Genomic DNA, 18,710 nt, shown 5'->3' on the forward strand with positions numbered 1-18,710 from the left:
AAAATGTTATGTTAGCGTTTTCATAACTTTTAAGTTATGCTAGAATAAGGACATAAGTTATTAATTATTACAAAAAGAAAAAAGAATCTCTTTTTTCTGTTAATTATAAGGGGGCATTTCATTATGCGTATTGGGGTACCAGCAGAAATTAAAAACAACGAAAACCGTGTGGCAATGACACCAGCAGGTGTTGTACATTTAATTCGTAACAATCACGAAGTATTCATTCAAAAGGGTGCAGGTTTAGGATCTGGTTTCACAGACGCTCAGTATGTTGAAGCGGGAGCAAAAATTGTTGATACAGCTGAAGAAGCTTGGAACATGGAAATGGTTATGAAAGTTAAGGAACCAATTGAAAGCGAATACAAACACTTCAGTGAAGGCTTAATCTTGTTCACATACTTACACTTAGCTCCAGAGCCAGAATTAACAAAAGCTTTAATCGAGAAAAAAGTTGTTTCTATCGCATATGAAACAGTACAATTAGAAAACCGTTCATTACCATTACTTGCACCTATGAGTGAAGTAGCTGGTCGTATGGCTGCACAAATTGGTGCACAATTCCTTGAGAAAAACAAAGGCGGTAAAGGTATCTTACTTGCAGGTGTTCCAGGGGTTAAACGTGGTAAAGTAACAATCATCGGTGGTGGACAAGCTGGTACAAATGCTGCTAAAATTGCAGTTGGACTAGGTGCGGATGTAACAATCATCGACTTAAGCGCAGAACGTCTTCGTCAATTAGATGACATTTTCGGAAACCAAGTAAAAACTTTAATGTCTAATCCTTACAATATTGCAGAAGCTGTTAAAGAGTCTGATCTTGTAATCGGTGCAGTATTAATCCCAGGTGCAAAAGCTCCAAAACTTGTAACAGAAGAAATGATTAAATCAATGGAACCAGGTTCTGTTGTTGTAGATATCGCGATTGACCAAGGTGGTATTTTCGAAACAACTGACCGTATTACAACTCATGATAACCCAACTTACGAAAAACACGGCGTTGTTCATTATGCAGTTGCAAACATGCCAGGTGCGGTTCCACGTACATCAACTCTTGCATTAACAAACGTAACAGTACCATATGCAGTACAAATTGCTAACAAAGGCTACAAAGAAGCTTGCCTAGGTAACTCTGCATTACTAAAAGGTATTAACACATTAGATGGCTATGTAACATTCGAAGCAGTTGCAGAAGCTCACGGTGTAGAGTACAAAGGTGCTAAAGAATTATTAGAAGCAGAAACAGTATCTTGCTAATAGAAGCATTATACAAAACAAAATCGAACAATATATAAAACAACATGATAAGAGCTAAGAGTGAAGATCTCTTAGCTCTTCTTGGCAAAAGGGGGCATACATCGTGGCCAACCTATTTAAAAAGAAATCCGTTACGCAATTGTTAGGGGAAAGTAAAAGTAAAACTTTGACGAAAACGCTAGGGGCATTTGACCTAACAATGCTAGGGATTGGTGCGATAATTGGTACAGGAGTTCTAGTATTAACTGGATTAGTAGCAGCAAGAGATGCTGGTCCAGCAGTTATTTTTTCATTCATGATTGCAGCCATCGTTTGTGGATTTGCAGCATTATGTTACGCAGAGGTTGCTTCTACACTTCCTGTTTCAGGTAGTGTGTACACATACTCATATGCAACAATTGGTGAGTTTGTAGCTCATTTAATGGGATGGACATTACTATCCGTATATGTTGTAACGACTGCCGCAGTAGCTGGCGGATGGACTGGTTACTTCCATAACTTAGTGAGTGGATTAGGGCTTGAAATTCCAAAAGCACTGCTAACGATTCCGTCTCAAGGTGGTATGGTGAATTTACCAGCAGTTATCGTTACATTAGTTATAACTTGGTTATTATCAAGAGGTACGAAAGAAAGTAAACGCGTGAATAACATAATGGTATTAATTAAAATTGGTATCGTTGTTTTATTCATTGCAGTTGGTGTATTCTACGTGAAACCAGAAAACTGGATACCATTTGCACCGTACGGTTTAAGTGGAGTTTTCGCGGGGGGAGCAGCAGTATTCTTTGCTTTCTTAGGATTTGATGCATTAGCAACTTCTGCTGAAGAGGTAAAAAATCCGCAACGTGATCTACCGATTGGTATTATCGCTTCGTTAGTCATTTGTACAATCATTTATGTTGTAGTTTGTCTCGTTATGACGGGTATGGTTTCTTATAAAGAGCTAGATGTACCGGAAGCGATGGCGTATGTGTTAGAAGTTGTAGGACAAGATAAAGTAGCTGGTATAATCGCAATTGGAGCTGTAATTGGTATTATGGCAGTAATCTTTGCTTACATTTATGCAACGACACGTGTATTCTTCGCTATGAGCCGTGACGGTTTATTGCCAGAATCTTTCGCGAAAATTAATAAAAAGACAGAAGCGCCAACATTTACAGTTTGGTTAACAGGAATTGGTAGTGCTTTAATTGCTGGATTTATCGATTTAAAAGAATTGTCGAATTTAGCGAATATTGGAGCGTTGTTAACATTTGCGATGGTTGGTGTGTCAGTTATTATTCTTCGTAAAACACATCCAAAATTACAACGTGGATTTATGGTACCACTTGTACCGATCTTGCCGATTATTTCAATTGCATGTTGTCTATTCTTAATGGTAAACCTACCATTAAAAACATGGATGTACTTCGGTGCTTGGTTAGCAATCGGAGTAGTTGTATACTTTGTTTATTCGAAAAAACATAGTCATTTAAAAGACGATGGAAGTTCGCAGGATAATTTAGAACAAGCTAATTAAAAGCTTAATTAAAAGGGATATAAGTATAGTAAGCCTTGTGCGTCTAGGGAGCGCGCAAGGCTTTTTCTTTTGTTGAAATAAAGGGAATGTATATTACTTTGTTGAATTTTTATGTCGGAATATGAAAAAGGGTGTGCGAATTGTGCATCCTTTTTTGTATGAGAATATAGAGGGTGCGGAAAATATGTATACGACTTATTAAAATGTGAACGGAAAGTTCATAAAAAAAATCAGATTTCATTGACACATATGAGTAGGCGCTCATATAATAAGAGTATAAGATATATGAATGATTGTTCATATGTTCAATTAAAGAGGTGAGCTATAATGGCTGGAAATAAAGTAGAAACACCACAAGAGACATGTTCTCAAACGATAATTCATGAAGAAGTTGTAGAGCAAGTAAAACAAACAATTCCAACTGATGAAAGTTTAAGTAAAGTAGCAGAACTATTTAAAGTGTTAGGTGACCGTACACGTACGAGAATATTACATGCGCTATTTGAAGCTGAAATGTGCGTTTGTGATTTAGCTTATTTATTAGGAATGACACAATCATCTATTTCGCATCAGCTTCGTGTGTTAAAGCAAGCGAAACTTGTGAAGAATCGTAAAGAAGGAAAGGTTGTTTATTATTCGTTAGCTGACCAGCACGTAATTCATATCTTCGAGCAAGCGTTTGAACACGTAAACGAAGAAGAATAAAAAGAACGCGAGGAGGGAGAACGATGGCTGAAGCATTAGTGAAAAAGAAACTGATGTTAGAAGGTTTAGATTGTGCGAACTGTGCAATGAAAATTGAAAAAGGTGTTGGGAATATAGAAGGAGTAAATTCTTGCTCTGTAAACTTCGCAACAAAGACAATGATTTTAGAAACGGCACAAAATAAAGAAAACGAAGTTGTTACGGAAGCAAAACAACTCGTTACAAAATTAGAACCGCATATTAAAGTGCAAGAAGAACAAAAAAATAAAATTGCTAAAGAAGTATTTATATTAGAAGGTTTAGATTGCGCGAACTGTGCAATGAAAATTGAAAATAAAGTTAAGGAAATGCCAGCTGTCTCAGAAGCAACTGTTGATTTCGTATCGAAGAAACTACGAGTAGAAGTTGCGAATAAAAGAGAACTAGAAGCGACTGTAGCAAATATAACAAATGTCGTTCAAAAGTTAGAGCCAGACGTGAAAGTTGTTCGTGAAGAGAAGAACGGTCATGACCACGGGCATAGTCATGATCATGGTGAAGCAAATGTGAAAAAGATGGTAGGGAGATTAGTGGTCGGCGGAATTTTGACAGCAATTGCTGCATTAGCGGGCTTACCACAAATGGTAACAATTCCGTTATTCGTCCTTGCTTATTTATTAATAGGTGGAGATATCGTTTGGAGAGCGGTAAGAAACATAACTCGTGGCCAAGTATTTGATGAAAACTTCTTAATGGCAATTGCAACTGTAGGAGCTTTTGCAATTCAACAATACTCAGAAGCTGTAGCAGTAATGCTATTTTATCAAGTAGGAGAACTATTCCAAAGCATTGCGGTAAACCGCTCTCGAAAATCAATTACTTCATTAATGGATATTCGTCCTGATTATGCGAATGTAAAGGTTGGAAATGAAACGAAACAAGTATCACCAGAAGATGTACAAATTGGCGATTATATTATCGTTAAGCCAGGTGAGAAAGTGCCGTTAGACGGAAAAGTAATTGAAGGAACATCAATGGTAGATACTTCAGCATTAACAGGTGAATCTGTACCACGTGAAGTTGAAGTTGGAAATGATGTATTAAGTGGCTTTGTGAACCAAAACGGTGTGTTGACAATTGAAGTTACAAAAGAATTCGGTGAATCAACTGTATCGAAAATTTTAGATTTAGTTCAAAATGCAAGCAGTAAAAAAGCACCAACGGAAAACTTTATTACGAAGTTTGCGCGTTACTACACTCCAGTTGTAGTTATTACTGCGGCGATCATGGCGTTTATTCCACCACTTATTTTAGAAGGAGCTACATTCTCTGAGTGGATTTATAGAGCTTTAGTGTTCTTAGTAATCTCTTGTCCATGTGCGTTAGTTGTATCCATTCCTCTTGGATTCTTTGGAGGTATCGGTGGTGCATCTAAAAGTGGTGTGTTAGTAAAAGGTAGTAACTATTTAGAAGCTTTAAATGATGTAAAATATATTGTTTTTGACAAAACAGGAACATTAACAAAAGGTGTTTTCAAAGTTACAAAAATGGAACCGAGCGAAGGTACTACAAGTGAAGAGTTATTAGAGTATGCGGCATTTGCTGAAGTGTATTCTAACCATCCGATTGCCCAATCTATTCGAAAGGCATATGGAAAATCAATTGATGAAAAAATAATCGATGATTATAACGAAATTTCTGGTCACGGTACAGTCGTAAAAGTACAAGGAAAAGAAATTTTTGCAGGTAATGCAAAATTAATGAGAAAAGAAAATATTGAATTTAAGCAACCAGAAACAGTAGGTACATTAGTTCACGTTGCTGTAGATGGAAAATATGCAGGTTATATTGTTATCTCTGATGAGGTAAAAGAGGATTCGAAACAAGCGATTCAAAAGTTAAAAGAACTAGGTATTAAAAAGACAGTAATGTTAACTGGTGATGCAAAACCAGTTGGTGAAGCTGTCGGTAAAGAATTAGGCTTAGATGAAGTTCATGCGGAATTACTACCACAACAAAAAGTAGAAGAAATTGAAAAAATTGATGCAGCGAAGCACGGAAAAGAAAAAATTGCCTTCGTTGGTGACGGTATTAACGATACACCAGTATTAGCCCGTGCAGACGTTGGTATTGCGATGGGTGGTTTAGGGTCAGATGCAGCAATTGAAGCGGCAGACATCGTTATTATGACTGATGAGCCTTCAAAAATTGCGACAGCTGTAAAAATTGCAAAACGCACAAGAAGTATAGTGTGGCAAAATATCATCTTTGCTCTAGGTGTAAAAGGGATCGTTTTATTACTTGGTGCCTTTGGTATTGCAACAATGTGGGAAGCTGTTTTCTCAGATGTTGGTGTGACACTACTTGCAGTGTTAAATGCAATGCGTGTATTAAGAGTGAAAGATTTATAAAAAAGAGGACGCGAACCGCGTCCTCTTTTTTATTGGTGATTTTGTTGAAATTGACTCAATAAAATAATACCAAATATTATTTTACTTTAAAATAGTGTTATATTAAAATTTACAAATAAAATACATCCGTCTTATTATTTTAATATATTTTTTACAAATATCCATATAGTATTGAAAAAACAGAGAAGGGGAAACTTCTCTGTTTACTTTTGTATATTTTTTTCAACTTGTTCTCGAACTGTTTGAATGTAATTCATTTTATGATCCCAGCACTCTTGGCTTAAATCGACAGGGTATTCTTCAGGGTTTAAAGTTCGCATATATTCTTCCCAAAATAGAGAGAGGCTCTGTTCATTATATTTTTGAATATCTAATATACTTGGTAGTTCATATGTTCTTTCACCGTTAACGAAAATGTCTTTATGCAGTTCACGGGCTTCAAAGTTTGTTACGAATTTACTTATATATGTGTGAACTGGATGGAACATTTTTAAGCGCTCTTCTTTTCCTGGTTCTTCAGAATCTAACGCAATATAATCGCCTTCTGCATGATCGTTAACCCGATTGATAATACGATAAATTCGTTTCAGTCCTGGAGTGGTAATTTTTTCAGGGTTAGATGAAATTTTAATTGTATCATTTAATTTTCCGTCAGTATCTTCAATCGCAACTAGTTTGTAAACAGCCCCTAATGCAGGTTGCTCAAAGGACGTAATTAATTTCGTTCCAACGCCCCATACGTCAATTTTTGCTCCTTGAGATTTAAGGTGCATAATTGTGTATTCATCTAAATCGCTAGAAGCGATAATTTTTGTATTTGTAAACCCTGCTTCATCTAGTAGTTTTCGTGCCTTTTTCGATAAATAAGCCATATCACCACTATCAAGACGTATGCCATAGAAATCAATACGATCCCCAAATTCTTTTGCAACACGAATCGCATTTGGAACACCAGATTTCAATGTGTCATATGTATCAACGAGAAAGACGCACTTTTTATGAGTTTCAGCGTATTTTTTAAACGCGACGTATTCATCGCGATATGCTTGAACGAAAGAGTGAGCGTGTGTGCCAGCTACAGGAATCCCAAAGCGTTTCCCAGCACGAACGTTGCTTGTAGAGGAGAAACCACCAATAAAGGCAGCACGCGTCCCCCAAAGGGCAGCATCGAACTCATGGGCACGTCTTGTGCCGAACTCTAAAAGCTCATCATTACTTGCAGCATGTTTCATACGTGCTGCTTTTGTGGCAATTAATGTTTGGTAATTCACAATATTTAAGAGGGCAGTCTCAATAATTTGTGCTTCACCAAGTGGTGCATCAACACGTAATAAAGGCTCGTTATTAAATACAACTTCACCTTCTTGCATACTGCGAATCGTCCCAGTGAATTTCATATTTTGTAAATAATGAAGGAATTCTTCTTCGAATTGTAATTCTGCTAAGTAAGCGATATCGCTTTCAGTAAAACTGAAATTTTCTATGTACTCTACAATTTTCTCAAGGCCAGCAAAAACAGCGTAGCCGTTCTCAAATGGAAGCTTTCGAAAATATAAATCAAAAACAGAACGGCGATTATGAATACCATCTTTCCAATATGTATAAGCCATGTTGATTTGATATAGGTCTGTATGTAAGGCATAACTATCGTCTTTATAATGAGTCATCGCGAGAACACCTCCATAATTTGGTTATAGTATACCAATTTTTCACCATTCGTAGCAAAGAAGAGATATTGATGTGAAGTCAAGAGAGAAAAAAATGAAATTATGCATATTTTTTAGAAAATTTATATTTATCAATTTATATTTCTCCAAATTTTATGTATTATTAGAGTAATGGGGGTAATGAGAATGGAGGAGGACAATGCAACAAACATTAGAAAAAATAGGCAAACAAGTCTTTTATAAACGGCTCCAGCAAAAAATGACACAAGAAGAATTATGTCAGGGCATTTGTTCTGTCTCATACTTAAGTAAGATCGAAAATGGAAAGATCGAAGCATCAGAAGAAATTCTACAATTGCTCTGCACAAGACTAGAAATTGCTGTGACGGATTTGAGAGATGTAGAAGAAGATGTGAAGGGGAAGCTGGATGAATGGTTAAATGCACTAGTTCATTTAGACAAGCAACAAGTAGAACGTATATATGAAGAGTTGCAAGGTGAAATGAAGCATGTGTTGGATTTTGAAATTATAAATTATTATAAGTTACTTTATACGCGGTATTTAATGATGAAGCGAGATTTACCTGCTGTAGAGGAAGAATTGAATAAGTTGAAAAAGGTATATAAGAAATACTCACCTTTTCAGAAGATGTTATATACGTATAATAAGGCATTGTTATATTCTGTGCAGTACAAATATACACAGGCATTAGAATACTTGTTAAAGACAGAAGCGATGGCGAAAGAGTTAGGTTATTATGAAACAGGAATATATTATAATTTAGCGCTAACTTATAGTCAGATGGAAATAGACCACATGACATTATACTTTGCTAACGTGGCATTAGAAGGCTTTAAAAGTGAATATAAATTTAGAAATATAATTAATTGCAAGTTTTTAATTGCTTTTAGTTACACTAGAAAAAAACAATATAACGAAGCTATGGAAATTTATAATCATATCATAAGGGAAGCGACTTCTTTTGCTGATAAAGATAATATTCTATCTATTGCTTTGAATAATATTGGTTACCTGTATTATCGTCAAAAAAATTATACCAAGGCAAAAGAGTATTATATAGAATGTTTAAAGTATAAAAAAGAAGAGGATATGAACTATATTGATGCTATGTATGAACTTTCGTTACAGTGTATTCAATTAGGAGAAATCGAGGAAGCGGCTAAATGGATTGAAAAAGGCATCATTGCCGCAAGGAAAGATGATAGATATAAAGGGATGCTATATTTATTATTAAGTTTACGATATAAGTATTTTGAAGAAAGAGATGTTTATAAAAAATTTCTAGAAATAGAAGTAGTTCCTTTCTTTAAAGCAGAGGAAAATATAAAAGATTTAAAGAAAATATACTTAGAACTAGCTGAATACTTAGAAGAATGTTCAGATTTTAAAGAAAGTAATCGCTACTATAAGTTAGCGATAAACTTATTAGAAGAATAAGGAGGAGAAATAGTATGAAAAAGTTAATTGCAGGAACATTTGTAGTTATGGCGATTGCGGCGGTGGTATTGGATATTCAGTATGCGTGGAAGCCAGATACTCTTGGTCAAGAAGCTAAAACAGTTCAACAAATTAATTCATAATTGAAACCTCTTTCCGACAGGAAAGGGGTTTTTCAATATTTGTTCCTCAAAATTCTACAAAACTTGAGAAATAAATTAATTGAATTTTTAGTATATTAATAGTGGAAACATAATGCTAATATGAAACTACTCTTTTTCAAAAAATAATTTATTAGGGGGAAGATTCATGAAAAAGAAAAGTTTAGCGTTAGTATTAGCGACAGGAATGGCAGTTACAACGTTTGGAGGGACAGGCTCTGCATTTGCGGATTCTAAAAATGTACTCTCTACGAAGAAGTACAATGAGACAGTACAGTCACCTGAGTTTATTTCTGGTGATCTAACTGGAGCGACTGGTAAGAAAGCAGAATCAGTTGTGTTTGATTACTTAAACGCAGCAAAAGGTGATTACAAGCTAGGGGAAAAGAGTGCGCAAGATTCTTTCAAAGTGAAACAAGTGAAGAAAGATGCTGTAACTGATTCAACAGTAGTACGTATGCAACAAGTTTACGAAGGAGTGCCTGTATGGGGTTCTACTCAAGTGGCTCACGTAAGTAAAGACGGTTCTTTAAAAGTATTGTCTGGAACAGTTGCACCTGATTTAGACAAAAAGGAAAAGTTGAAAAATAAAAATAAGATTGAAGGCGCAAAAGCAATTGAAATCGCGCAGCAAGATTTAGGGGTAACACCGAAATATGAGGTAGAACCAAAAGCGGACTTATATGTATATCAAAATGGTGAAGAAACAACATATGCATACGTTGTAAATCTAAACTTCTTAGATCCAAGTCCAGGAAACTACTACTATTTCATTGAAGCAGACAGCGGTAAAGTATTAAATAAATATAATAAATTGGATCATGTAACAAATGAAGATAAATCACCAGTTAAGCAAGAGGCTCCTAAACAGGATGCAAAAGCAGTAGTAAAACCTGTAACAGGAACAAATAAAGTAGGAACTGGTAAAGGTGTATTAGGAGATACGAAATCACTTAATACAACGTTATCTGGTTCATCTTACTACTTACAAGATAATACGCGCGGAGCAACGATTTTCACATATGATGCGAAAAATCGTACTACATTACCAGGAACTCTATGGGTAGATGCAGATAATGTTTTCAATGCAGCGTATGATGCAGCGGCAGTAGATGCTCATTACTATGCAGGTAAAACATATGACTATTATAAAGCTACATTTAATAGAAACTCTATTAATGATGCAGGAGCACCATTGAAATCAACAGTTCATTACGGAAGTAAGTATAATAATGCATTCTGGAACGGCTCACAAATGGTATACGGAGATGGTGATGGTGTAACGTTCACTTCATTATCTGGTGGAATTGATGTAATTGGCCACGAATTAACGCATGCTGTTACAGAGTATAGCTCAGATTTAATTTATCAAAATGAATCAGGGGCATTAAATGAAGCTATTTCAGATGTTTTTGGTACATTAGTAGAGTATTATGATAACCGTAACCCAGATTGGGAAATTGGTGAAGATATTTATACTCCTGGTAAAGCTGGAGATGCACTTCGCTCTATGAGTGATCCAACGAAATATGGTGATCCAGACCACTACTCTAAGCGTTATACTGGTACTAGTGACAATGGTGGCGTTCATACAAACAGCGGTATTATTAACAAAGCAGCTTATTTATTAGCGAATGGTGGTACGCATTACGGTGTTACTGTGAATGGAATTGGTAAAGATAAAGTAGGAGCGATCTATTACCGTGCAAATACGCAATATTTCACTCAATCTACTACTTTTAGTCAAGCACGTGCTGGATTAGTACAAGCTGCAGCGGATTTATATGGTGCTAGCTCTGCAGAAGTAGCAGCAGTTAAGCAATCATATAGTGCTGTTGGTGTAAACTAAGACTTTAAGAGATTATTATTAGTAAAATACCTCAAAAATAAAGAAGGAGCCTATGCTCCTTCTTTATTTTTTTCTCCATTTTTTCCACAAGTAAAACAATCCAATAGCGCCTGCGATTGTTACAATCCACTTTGCTTCATTTGTTCCATTTATAACGTGATATGCAGAATATACTTCAATCAATAAGGCCGGTATTTTCCCTATTGTGCTGGCAATACTGAAGGAGAGTAATGACATCTTACCTAGAGCCGCAAATAAAGTCACGATACTTGATGGGATGAAAGGTATCAATCGAAACGATAGAACGAGTAGAAAGGCCTCTCTACCTTCTACATAAAGAAGACGCTCTACCTTTGGATACTTATTTACTTTATCGTGAGTGAACTTTTGAAGGCCCATGCGGTAAATATAAAACGAGATAATAGCCCCTAATGCTTCGCCTAGGATCGAAATAACAGTACCATTTGTTATGCCAAAAAGCTGTATATTAATGGCGGTTAAAAAAATACTAGGGATAAAACCTAAAAGACTAATGATGATGTTAATTAAGATACTAAGTGGAATTGCGATTGAATAGTATTCTGTTAAGAAATTTTGAATCGTTTCAGCCATTGTTTAAAATCCTTTATCTTTTTTTTGCATTACACCATATTTCGATTGTATAGGCAAGGATAAATTTACATAATGTAGAAAAACGTTGATAAGAAGGTATCTTTATACCTTATATGGGTATTGGGTATATGAAAATAGGGGTATTTTAAAATATTTTTAAAAATACTATAAAAACCTTTGTATAAAAGAGTTTTATAGTTATGTTATCTGTGATTTTATCTGGGAAATAATCGAAAAATATAGGGGGTATATATTATAAAAGGCAAAAATAGAGGGTTGATGAAATTGCTGGGGTAAATATGGAAAAATAGATAAAAAAAATGAAAACTGATAGATTTTTTCGTTGTGAAATTGACTTTTAGTGAAGTTGCGATAATAATCATGGAAGAGGTGATATGATGAAACGAATAAGTAGTCTTTTCTTCAGTAGTTTATTGGCATTAATGCTGATCTTAAGCGGATGTGCAGGAAAAGAACAAAAAACAGAGAAACAGACAGGGAATCAAGCTACATCGGTAGAAAAAATTAGTGATAATATTTTAGATGAAATGGAAGGACCACCTAAAAATGGTCATACGATTGAAAGACATGTAGGCAAGTCAGAAGAGGATTTGAAGAATCGCTTGAAGACAGATAAAGTGTCAGCCGCAAGTACATACTATGATAAAGAAACAGCGACGAAAGCTGTAAAAGATAGCTTGAAGCAACATGACAAGGAAATTCAAGATTGGTTAAAAAATTCTAAAGAGGCTCGTCTCGTATTAAATACAACTCATTCATTTCCTGTTGGAAAAACGGTAATAAAGAAAAATATGAGTGTAAAAGACAAGTTAGTAAAAACTGTTACTGTTTTAGCAAGAGATAAGTCAGGAGAATTAGGGTTTAAGATTATTACTTCTTATCCATCTGATAAATAAGAAGGGGGAGTACATTATGTATACGACATTACAATACTTTCTTAAATCGTACTGTACGTTAAGTATTCATGAGGATGAAATAGTAAGCGTGATGGAAGAGTTTATTGAACAAGAAGACGAAGAAATTGTTTTGAAATTACGTGATGAATTAATAAATATGAAGAAAAAGAACGCGTGGGAAGAGGCGTGTGTATTAGCTGCGAAGCAAGGAAATCGTATGTGGTCTTTAGAAGAAACGAAAGACCATCTTGAAACTTTTTTACTATTACTGCAAAAGAAAAAGGCGTGATTAAATCACGCCTTTTTCTTTATGCTATTCGGTTGATATTATCTATTCTTTTGGAGCGCTTTTATATACGCTTTTTGAAATTTGTCCATTTGATATTACTTCCCCGTTTTGTGTTACTTTTTTATACGTAACCGCGGTGATTTTATCACTAGTTCTACTAATTACTTGAGAAGAAACTTCAACATTTTTACCAGTATTTGTACCGAAAATGCGTGTAGTAATACTACCTCCATTTGAAAATGCTTGAATATAAATATGATTGCCTGTATTATTTTTAAATTTTAAATCTGGACCATAATCTGCTACTGCTGCATCTTGCCCAAGTGGTAAATAATTTACTGGCATAGAATGATTGCTTCGAGAAACAATGCCTAAATCTGCCCTTAAAGCTGCACTGTATAATGTACTACTGACTTGGCAAACTCCTCCGCCTGCACTTTGTATTACTTTACCTTGTGAATATACTGCTGCAGATTTATAACCATGTGCAGCATCAGTTACGCCAACGCGACCGTTAAAACTAAATGTTTCATCAGGTGCGACAATAACCCCACTTAAAGTATTAGCTGACTTATTTACGTTAAATGATTGATTTCCGTTACGGCCAGCCATTGGAGTAGAATATTCAGCAATGACTTCTTTAATACCCATTTTCTGTATGTCTTCTGTAGAACGTTCTGGTTTTATGAATGTAACTGGTAATGTAACATCTGATTTACCAGTAGTAATAGCTTCATTTGTTAAACCGCTTAGTTTCCCTTTATCTATTTTTTCTCCGTTTTGGCTTTGACTAACATTTACTGTTGAGCCTTCAATACTTAATTCTGCGTTAACAGGATTTTTTAATGTTTCATTATATTTATCTTTTATAAAGGTTTCATAAGCTGTTGCATTTAATTGTGGTGTTAATTTATAGTCACGTTTTAATTCACCGTTTTCAGCTTGCTTACGCATTTTATAACGATTCATTACGTTTCCTTCTTGTTCTTTGAAGATTTTGTCAATAATATCTTTCTCTTTATAATTTATCCCTAAATCTTTCCATGTGTAAGTTTGTTTATCGTTTTGGAATATGTAGGTAAGGGATTTTTGATCTAACTCAGTTACCTTTTGATTAATAATTGCTTGAATATCCTTCTTATTTTTTCCGTCGAGAGAAATACCTTCAAATGTAGTATTTGGTAATGCAGTAGTATCTAATTGATTATTTAATTTGGATACATATTGATATCCCCCAACACCGCCTACACAAAGTAATATGCCCCCAGCAATTGCAGAACCAATCAGTATTTTACTTAGCTTCATTTATTTCCCCCCAGAAATTTATGTATAAATATATGTATTACATTTTTTGTATAAAAATGATGAAAATAACATTATGTACGTACTAGTATACTATTATTTTCACTGTGTGTGTAATGTTTTCATAAAAAATGTTACACTGATGTAATAATTGTCACTTCTTGTCACAATGTGTATGAAAAATATGTTGAAAAATATAATAAAAAGGCTGTCTAGAAAGATCTAGCAGCCTTTTTATTATAATTTTTTATGTTCATTTTTATTCGTAACACCGAGATGTTTTTGAAGGGTAGTTGAAATAGTATCGACGCTTTTTTCATTTGGAACGTAATAATAAATACCACCTATATATTTATCTGTACCCTCTACTTGCATTTTTTCCATTTTTAAATTTGAATCCATTGAATTTTTTGTAATTGTCATCATATCATCAAAAGTTAAATTAGTTTTTAAATCTTTATCGACAGCGTCTAGTAGGCCACCGATTTTATTAATGGAATTAAGAGATAGTGCCTTTTCAGCAATGGCCTCTAATACAAGCTGTTGACGTTGACCACGCATATAATCACTATCGATATGACGAGTTCTAGCTAGTGCCAGTGCCTCTTCTCCATTTAAATGTTGACGTCCTTTTTTTAGATGAATGGCATCTGCTTCATCTTTACTATTTTGCTCTGTGAACTCAACTGGAACGTCTACAGTAATACCACCAAGAGAATCAACAATTTTAATAAAGGATTTAAAATTGAATTTTACATAGTAGTCAACTGGAACATCTAAAAAGTTCTCTACCGTATCAATTGTGCTGTCTACACCACCGAATACGTGCGCATGTGTGATTTTATCGTATTTATCACGTGATTTAATGTAGACGCGTGAGTCACGTGGAATGCTTACAAGTTTAACGGATTTATCGTTTTTATTAATTGTTGCAAGTAATAATGCATCTGTTCGAGTTGCTTTTCCATAACCTTTTTCCCTAATATCACTTTCATCAACACCCATAATTAGTACGGAAATATTGTCGGTCATAGGTTTAACAGCTTTTTCACGTTTACTGGACTTATCTCCTCGACCTAGTTCAGCATAAGCATTATTTAAGACGGACTTTGCTTTACTGTATATATGGAAGGAGTAGCCTCCTGCTCCAAGTGCTACAATTAGTAATGGAATAAGAAGGAACCAAAGTAGGCGTTTTTTCTTTGAGCGTCCCTTTTTGGCTCGCGTATTGTTGTTCGTGTCGGATTTCATCATTTTTTCTCCTTTAAAACTATCAAAGTGTATACATTTAGAAGTGTATTCAAACACATAAAAAATATTTTACGCTAAATAAAAGCGATTGTACATGTATAAAAAATAGATGTCTTGATTATTTATAAGACACCTATTCGTTATTGTATACAAAAGATAGGGATAAGAAAATGATAAAATTTTACCTAATTACAACATAATGCTTACGATAATTGCAGATAAAATACTAACGAGAGTAGCTCCATATAGTAATTTAAGGCCAAACCTCGCAACAACGTTTCCTTGTTCTTCATTTAGTCCTTTTACCGCACCTGAAATAATACCAATGGAAGAAAAATTGGCAAAAGATACAAGGAAAACAGAAATAATACCAACTGTACGGGGAGAAAGGCTATTAGAAATTTTACTAAGGTCCATCATTGCGACAAATTCATTCGTTACAAGCTTCGTTGCCATAATGCTGCCAGCCGCGACAATTTCAGAACTGGGTACACCGATAAGGAATGCGATAGGTGCAAATACATAGCCGATTAATTGTTGGAACGTAATACCGAATATAATGAGGAACAGGTCATTAATACAACTAATTAATGCGACGAATCCGATGAGCATAGCGCCGACAACAATGGCTACACGAAAACCATCAAGAATGTATTCTCCAAGCATTTCAAAAAAGCTTTGTTTTTCACCTTTGATTTCTAAAATATCTTCGTCATCTTTAACGTCGTAAGGGTTAATGATGAGTATGATAATAAAACCGCTAAATAAATTGAGAACGAGTGCAGTTACTACATATTTAGGTTCAATCATTGTCATATAGGCACCTACGATAGACATAGATACGGTTGACATAGCAGAGGCACAAAGTGTATAAAGACGGTGTTTTGGAATTTGAGCTAATTGTTTTTTCACTGTAATAAAAACTTCTGATTGGCCGACAATGGCAGAGGCGATAGCGTTGTAAGATTCTAATTTACCAAGACCATTTATTTTACTAAGAAAGTACCCGATCCAACGAATAAAAAATGGTAGTATTTTGAAATGTTGTAATATACCAATTAAAACAGAAATAAAGACGATTGGTAATAATACAGTAAGGAAAAATGGCATTTCACCTTTATTTGCAAGACCACCAAATACGAAATTTATTCCATCAGCAGCATACTCGAGTAGCTTGGTAAACAAACTGGAAATGATTCTAATAAGTATGAGGCCGATTTCTGTATTTAATAGTAAATAGGTTAAAATTAACTGTATAATAAGCATGATAAAAATTGGTTTAAATTTAATATGCTTCTTATTATTGCTAGCAATATAAGCGAGCAAGAAAACAACAATTAGTCCGACGAAAAAAGTAATGAATTTCATGGTAAGCCCCCTAAAAGAGATATTCTGCTATATATGTTTTTCATTTCAAGGGAGAATATGCATCTTTGGTAAAGAAAGGAATAGAGAGAGCATGAATATATGTAGAGTGCATCACGTTGCAATTATTTGTTCGAATTATGAGATGTCAAAGGATTTTTATACTAGGATATTAGGGTTTAAAGAGATAAATGAAGTATATAGAAAGGAACGAGATTCTTATAAATTAGATTTATGTGTAGGAGAAGAGTATCAAATCGAATTATTTTCATTTCCAAATCCGCCTGAGCGCAAAAGTTTTCCAGAAGCAGCCGGTCTTAGACATTTAGCATTTGCTGTTACAAATATAGAAGAAGCTGTGAAGCATTTAAACCAATGTGGTGTTGAGACGGAACCGATCCGTATTGATGAAATAACGGGGAAGAAATTCGTCTTTTTCCAAGACCCTGATGCTTTACCTTTAGAATTGTATGAGGTTTGAAAATTGGTGGATTTTATATAGAGTTGCTGTCCAATAATTGAAGAAACTAAAGTGAAACTTCTTTTTAAAAGGAGGTGTAACTTTAGCTAAGAAAGCTAAAGAGCATATGTGGATATTTTAAAATTATTGATGGTAGTCATTCTTATTGGGTTAACAGCATTTTTTGTGGCTGTTGAATTTGCAATTATTAAGGTACGTAGCAGTCGTATTGATCAACTCGTTAGCGAAAAAAGACGAGGTGCACTGGCAGCTAAAAAGGTAACTTCAAATTTAGATGAATATTTATCGGCCTGTCAGCTAGGTATTACAATTACTGCTTTAGGGCTTGGGTGGTTAGGGGAACCAACCATTAAACATTTACTCGAGCCGTTGTTTTTAAAATTAAAATTCTCACCTGCAATTTCCAGTACAGTTTCATTTATTATTGCCTTTGCAGTAATTACATTTTTACATGTTGTCATTGGGGAACTTGCTCCAAAGACATTTGCTATACAAAAAGCAGAACAAGTTAGCTTATTGTTATCGAAACCACTTATTTATTTTTACCGAGTTATGTATCCGTTTATTTGGGCTTTGAATGGTTCAGCGAGGGTTGTAACTGGTTTATTCGGATTACATCCAGCTTCTGAACATGAAGTAGCTCATTCAGAAGAAGAATTAAGGTTAATTTTATCTGAGAGCTATGAGAGCGGAGAGATTAACCAAAGGGAATTTAAATATGTAAATAATATTTTTGAATTTGATAATAGAGTAGCAAAAGAAATTATGGTACCTCGTACGGAAGTTGTAGGCTTATATGAGGACGAACCATTTGAAACACATATTAAAATAATCGCGCAAGAAAAGTATACGAGATATCCTGTATTTGGTGAAGATAAAGATGAAATTATTGGGATGGTTAATGTAAAAGATTTATTTATTCGTTATATGGATGGTAATCGGGATGAGGAGTGCTCGATTATGCCATATACAAGACCAGTTATTGAAGTGCTAGAAAATATTCCAATTCATGATTTACTATTACAAATGCAAAGAAAACACATTCCATTAGCTGTATTGTATGATGAATATGGTGGTACAGCTGGGATTGTTACACTAGAAGATATTTTAGAAGAAATTGTTGGAGAAATTCGAGATGAATACGATGAAGATGAGAATCCTCCTATAGAGCATGTAAGTGAAGGTTATAAAATCGTAGAGGGAAAAGTGCTTATTAGTGAAGTAAATGATTTGCTTGGCATACATTTAATTGCTGATGATGTAGATACAATTGGTGGCTGGATTATGGTACAAAAACAAATCGTTGCTGAAGGAGATATTATTGAGAAACACGGTTTTTATTTTAAAGTCCTTGAAAAGGATATGCATCAAATTAAACGAGTGGAAATAAGGAAAGTAGAAGAATGATTTTCTATAAACTTTAATAAAAAGGATATACAGAAAAATAAATGTTTGCGCTTTCAAAAAAGGTGCTATATAGTGAAGG

Annotated in this window: 16 protein-coding genes; 11 read left to right on the top strand and 5 right to left on the bottom strand. The window is 34.6% G+C overall.

The genetic code is table 11. The features are described from left to right. Positions 1 to 123 precede the first annotated feature (123 nt). From ald to ACS2QP_RS12525, 4 genes are all read left to right on the top strand, one after another. A complete protein-coding gene (gene ald / locus ACS2QP_RS12510; protein ID WP_001219742.1) occupies positions 124 to 1,257 on the top strand; it encodes an alanine dehydrogenase in 1,134 nt (377 codons plus the stop codon). A 103-nt stretch (positions 1,258 to 1,360) separates the two neighbouring features. Continuing rightward, positions 1,361 to 2,776: an amino acid permease gene (locus tag ACS2QP_RS12515; protein WP_001284890.1), complete on the top strand. Its 1,416-nt coding sequence runs from the start codon at positions 1,361 to 1,363 to the stop codon at positions 2,774 to 2,776. Between the two features lie 327 nt (positions 2,777 to 3,103). Further along, the gene (locus ACS2QP_RS12520) at positions 3,104 to 3,481 is read left to right on the top strand and encodes an ArsR/SmtB family transcription factor (protein ID WP_000918378.1); all 378 of its coding nucleotides are present in this window, start codon (positions 3,104 to 3,106) and stop codon (positions 3,479 to 3,481) included. Positions 3,482 to 3,504: 23 nt separating this feature from the next. Then, a complete protein-coding gene (locus ACS2QP_RS12525; protein WP_063535619.1) occupies positions 3,505 to 5,871 on the top strand; it encodes a heavy metal translocating P-type ATPase in 2,367 nt (788 codons plus the stop codon). A gap of 203 nt (positions 5,872 to 6,074) precedes the next feature. Here ACS2QP_RS12525 and ACS2QP_RS12530 read toward each other — a convergent pair whose 3' ends face one another. Next, positions 6,075 to 7,538, bottom strand: coding sequence for a nicotinate phosphoribosyltransferase (locus tag ACS2QP_RS12530; RefSeq protein WP_000150184.1), 1,464 nt, complete (start codon positions 7,536 to 7,538; stop codon positions 6,075 to 6,077). Positions 7,539 to 7,737: 199 nt separating this feature from the next. Between ACS2QP_RS12530 and ACS2QP_RS12535 the strand changes: the two genes are divergently transcribed. The 3 genes from ACS2QP_RS12535 to ACS2QP_RS12545 all read left to right on the top strand — a co-directional run bounded on the left by ACS2QP_RS12535 (position 7,738) and on the right by ACS2QP_RS12545 (position 11,007). Beyond that, the gene (locus ACS2QP_RS12535; protein ID WP_438882470.1) at positions 7,738 to 8,997 is read left to right on the top strand and encodes a tetratricopeptide repeat protein; all 1,260 of its coding nucleotides are present in this window, start codon (positions 7,738 to 7,740) and stop codon (positions 8,995 to 8,997) included. Between the two features lie 14 nt (positions 8,998 to 9,011). Beyond that, positions 9,012 to 9,140, top strand: coding sequence for an NprX family peptide pheromone (locus ACS2QP_RS12540; protein ID WP_000733137.1), 129 nt, complete (start codon positions 9,012 to 9,014; stop codon positions 9,138 to 9,140). A gap of 166 nt (positions 9,141 to 9,306) precedes the next feature. Next, positions 9,307 to 11,007: a M4 family metallopeptidase gene (locus ACS2QP_RS12545; RefSeq protein ID WP_000730382.1), complete on the top strand. Its 1,701-nt coding sequence runs from the start codon at positions 9,307 to 9,309 to the stop codon at positions 11,005 to 11,007. A 63-nt stretch (positions 11,008 to 11,070) separates the two neighbouring features. On the opposite strand, the gene ACS2QP_RS12550 is transcribed toward ACS2QP_RS12545, so the two are convergent. Beyond that, positions 11,071 to 11,619 carry a TVP38/TMEM64 family protein gene (locus ACS2QP_RS12550; protein ID WP_438882471.1) on the bottom strand — a complete coding sequence of 183 codons (549 nt, stop codon included), beginning with the start codon at positions 11,617 to 11,619 and terminating at the stop codon, positions 11,071 to 11,073. Between the two features lie 398 nt (positions 11,620 to 12,017). Here ACS2QP_RS12550 and ACS2QP_RS12555 point away from each other — a divergent pair, with 398 nt between their 5' ends. Then, positions 12,018 to 12,536 (top strand): RNase A-like domain-containing lipoprotein, encoded by a 519-nt coding sequence (locus ACS2QP_RS12555; RefSeq protein WP_000822694.1) that lies wholly within the window; start codon positions 12,018 to 12,020, stop codon positions 12,534 to 12,536. Positions 12,537 to 12,552: 16 nt separating this feature from the next. Next, the gene (locus ACS2QP_RS12560) at positions 12,553 to 12,825 is read left to right on the top strand and encodes a hypothetical protein (RefSeq protein ID WP_000288803.1); all 273 of its coding nucleotides are present in this window, start codon (positions 12,553 to 12,555) and stop codon (positions 12,823 to 12,825) included. 42 nt (positions 12,826 to 12,867) lie between these two features. Here ACS2QP_RS12560 and ACS2QP_RS12565 read toward each other — a convergent pair whose 3' ends face one another. From ACS2QP_RS12565 to ACS2QP_RS12575, 3 genes are all read right to left on the bottom strand, one after another. Continuing rightward, on the bottom strand, positions 12,868 to 14,130 hold the full coding sequence (locus ACS2QP_RS12565) for a VanW family protein (protein WP_000777356.1): 1,263 nt from the start codon (positions 14,128 to 14,130) through the stop codon (positions 12,868 to 12,870). 234 nt (positions 14,131 to 14,364) lie between these two features. Beyond that, the gene (locus tag ACS2QP_RS12570; RefSeq protein WP_002163841.1) at positions 14,365 to 15,381 is read right to left on the bottom strand and encodes an LCP family protein; all 1,017 of its coding nucleotides are present in this window, start codon (positions 15,379 to 15,381) and stop codon (positions 14,365 to 14,367) included. A 186-nt stretch (positions 15,382 to 15,567) separates the two neighbouring features. Next, positions 15,568 to 16,746 carry a NupC/NupG family nucleoside CNT transporter gene (locus tag ACS2QP_RS12575; RefSeq protein ID WP_000668866.1) on the bottom strand — a complete coding sequence of 393 codons (1,179 nt, stop codon included), beginning with the start codon at positions 16,744 to 16,746 and terminating at the stop codon, positions 15,568 to 15,570. Between the two features lie 91 nt (positions 16,747 to 16,837). On the opposite strand from ACS2QP_RS12575, the gene gloA2 reads away from it, so the two are divergent. After that, positions 16,838 to 17,224 (top strand): SMU1112c/YaeR family gloxylase I-like metalloprotein, encoded by a 387-nt coding sequence (gloA2, locus tag ACS2QP_RS12580; protein WP_001017671.1) that lies wholly within the window; start codon positions 16,838 to 16,840, stop codon positions 17,222 to 17,224. Between the two features lie 108 nt (positions 17,225 to 17,332). Next, positions 17,333 to 18,631, top strand: a complete 1,299-nt coding sequence (locus tag ACS2QP_RS12585; RefSeq protein WP_000353311.1) for a hemolysin family protein — start codon at positions 17,333 to 17,335, stop codon at positions 18,629 to 18,631. Positions 18,632 to 18,710: the final 79 nt, after the last annotated feature.

This window comes from Bacillus cereus group sp. Bce019 (genome assembly GCF_051781745.1).
GTDB lineage: Bacteria > Bacillota > Bacilli > Bacillales > Bacillaceae_G > Bacillus_A > Bacillus_A cereus.

What these genes read in the sequence shown, in the direction of transcription:
- ald (WP_001219742.1), top strand. Translation starts at nt 124, where the DNA reads ATGCGTATTGGGGTACCAGCAGAAATTAAAAACAACGAAAACCGTGTG.
- ACS2QP_RS12520 (WP_000918378.1), top strand. Translation starts at nt 3,104, where the DNA reads ATGGCTGGAAATAAAGTAGAAACACCACAAGAGACATGTTCTCAAACG.
- ACS2QP_RS12525 (WP_063535619.1), top strand. Translation starts at nt 3,505, where the DNA reads ATGGCTGAAGCATTAGTGAAAAAGAAACTGATGTTAGAAGGTTTAGAT.
- ACS2QP_RS12530 (WP_000150184.1), bottom strand. Translation starts at nt 7,538, where the DNA reads ATGACTCATTATAAAGACGATAGTTATGCCTTACATACAGACCTATAT.
- ACS2QP_RS12535 (WP_438882470.1), top strand. Translation starts at nt 7,738, where the DNA reads ATGCAACAAACATTAGAAAAAATAGGCAAACAAGTCTTTTATAAACGG.
- ACS2QP_RS12540 (WP_000733137.1), top strand. Translation starts at nt 9,012, where the DNA reads ATGAAAAAGTTAATTGCAGGAACATTTGTAGTTATGGCGATTGCGGCG.
- ACS2QP_RS12545 (WP_000730382.1), top strand. Translation starts at nt 9,307, where the DNA reads ATGAAAAAGAAAAGTTTAGCGTTAGTATTAGCGACAGGAATGGCAGTT.
- ACS2QP_RS12550 (WP_438882471.1), bottom strand. Translation starts at nt 11,619, where the DNA reads ATGGCTGAAACGATTCAAAATTTCTTAACAGAATACTATTCAATCGCA.
- ACS2QP_RS12555 (WP_000822694.1), top strand. Translation starts at nt 12,018, where the DNA reads ATGAAACGAATAAGTAGTCTTTTCTTCAGTAGTTTATTGGCATTAATG.
- ACS2QP_RS12560 (WP_000288803.1), top strand. Translation starts at nt 12,553, where the DNA reads ATGTATACGACATTACAATACTTTCTTAAATCGTACTGTACGTTAAGT.
- ACS2QP_RS12565 (WP_000777356.1), bottom strand. Translation starts at nt 14,130, where the DNA reads ATGAAGCTAAGTAAAATACTGATTGGTTCTGCAATTGCTGGGGGCATA.
- ACS2QP_RS12570 (WP_002163841.1), bottom strand. Translation starts at nt 15,381, where the DNA reads ATGATGAAATCCGACACGAACAACAATACGCGAGCCAAAAAGGGACGC.
- ACS2QP_RS12575 (WP_000668866.1), bottom strand. Translation starts at nt 16,746, where the DNA reads ATGAAATTCATTACTTTTTTCGTCGGACTAATTGTTGTTTTCTTGCTC.
- gloA2 (WP_001017671.1), top strand. Translation starts at nt 16,838, where the DNA reads ATGAATATATGTAGAGTGCATCACGTTGCAATTATTTGTTCGAATTAT.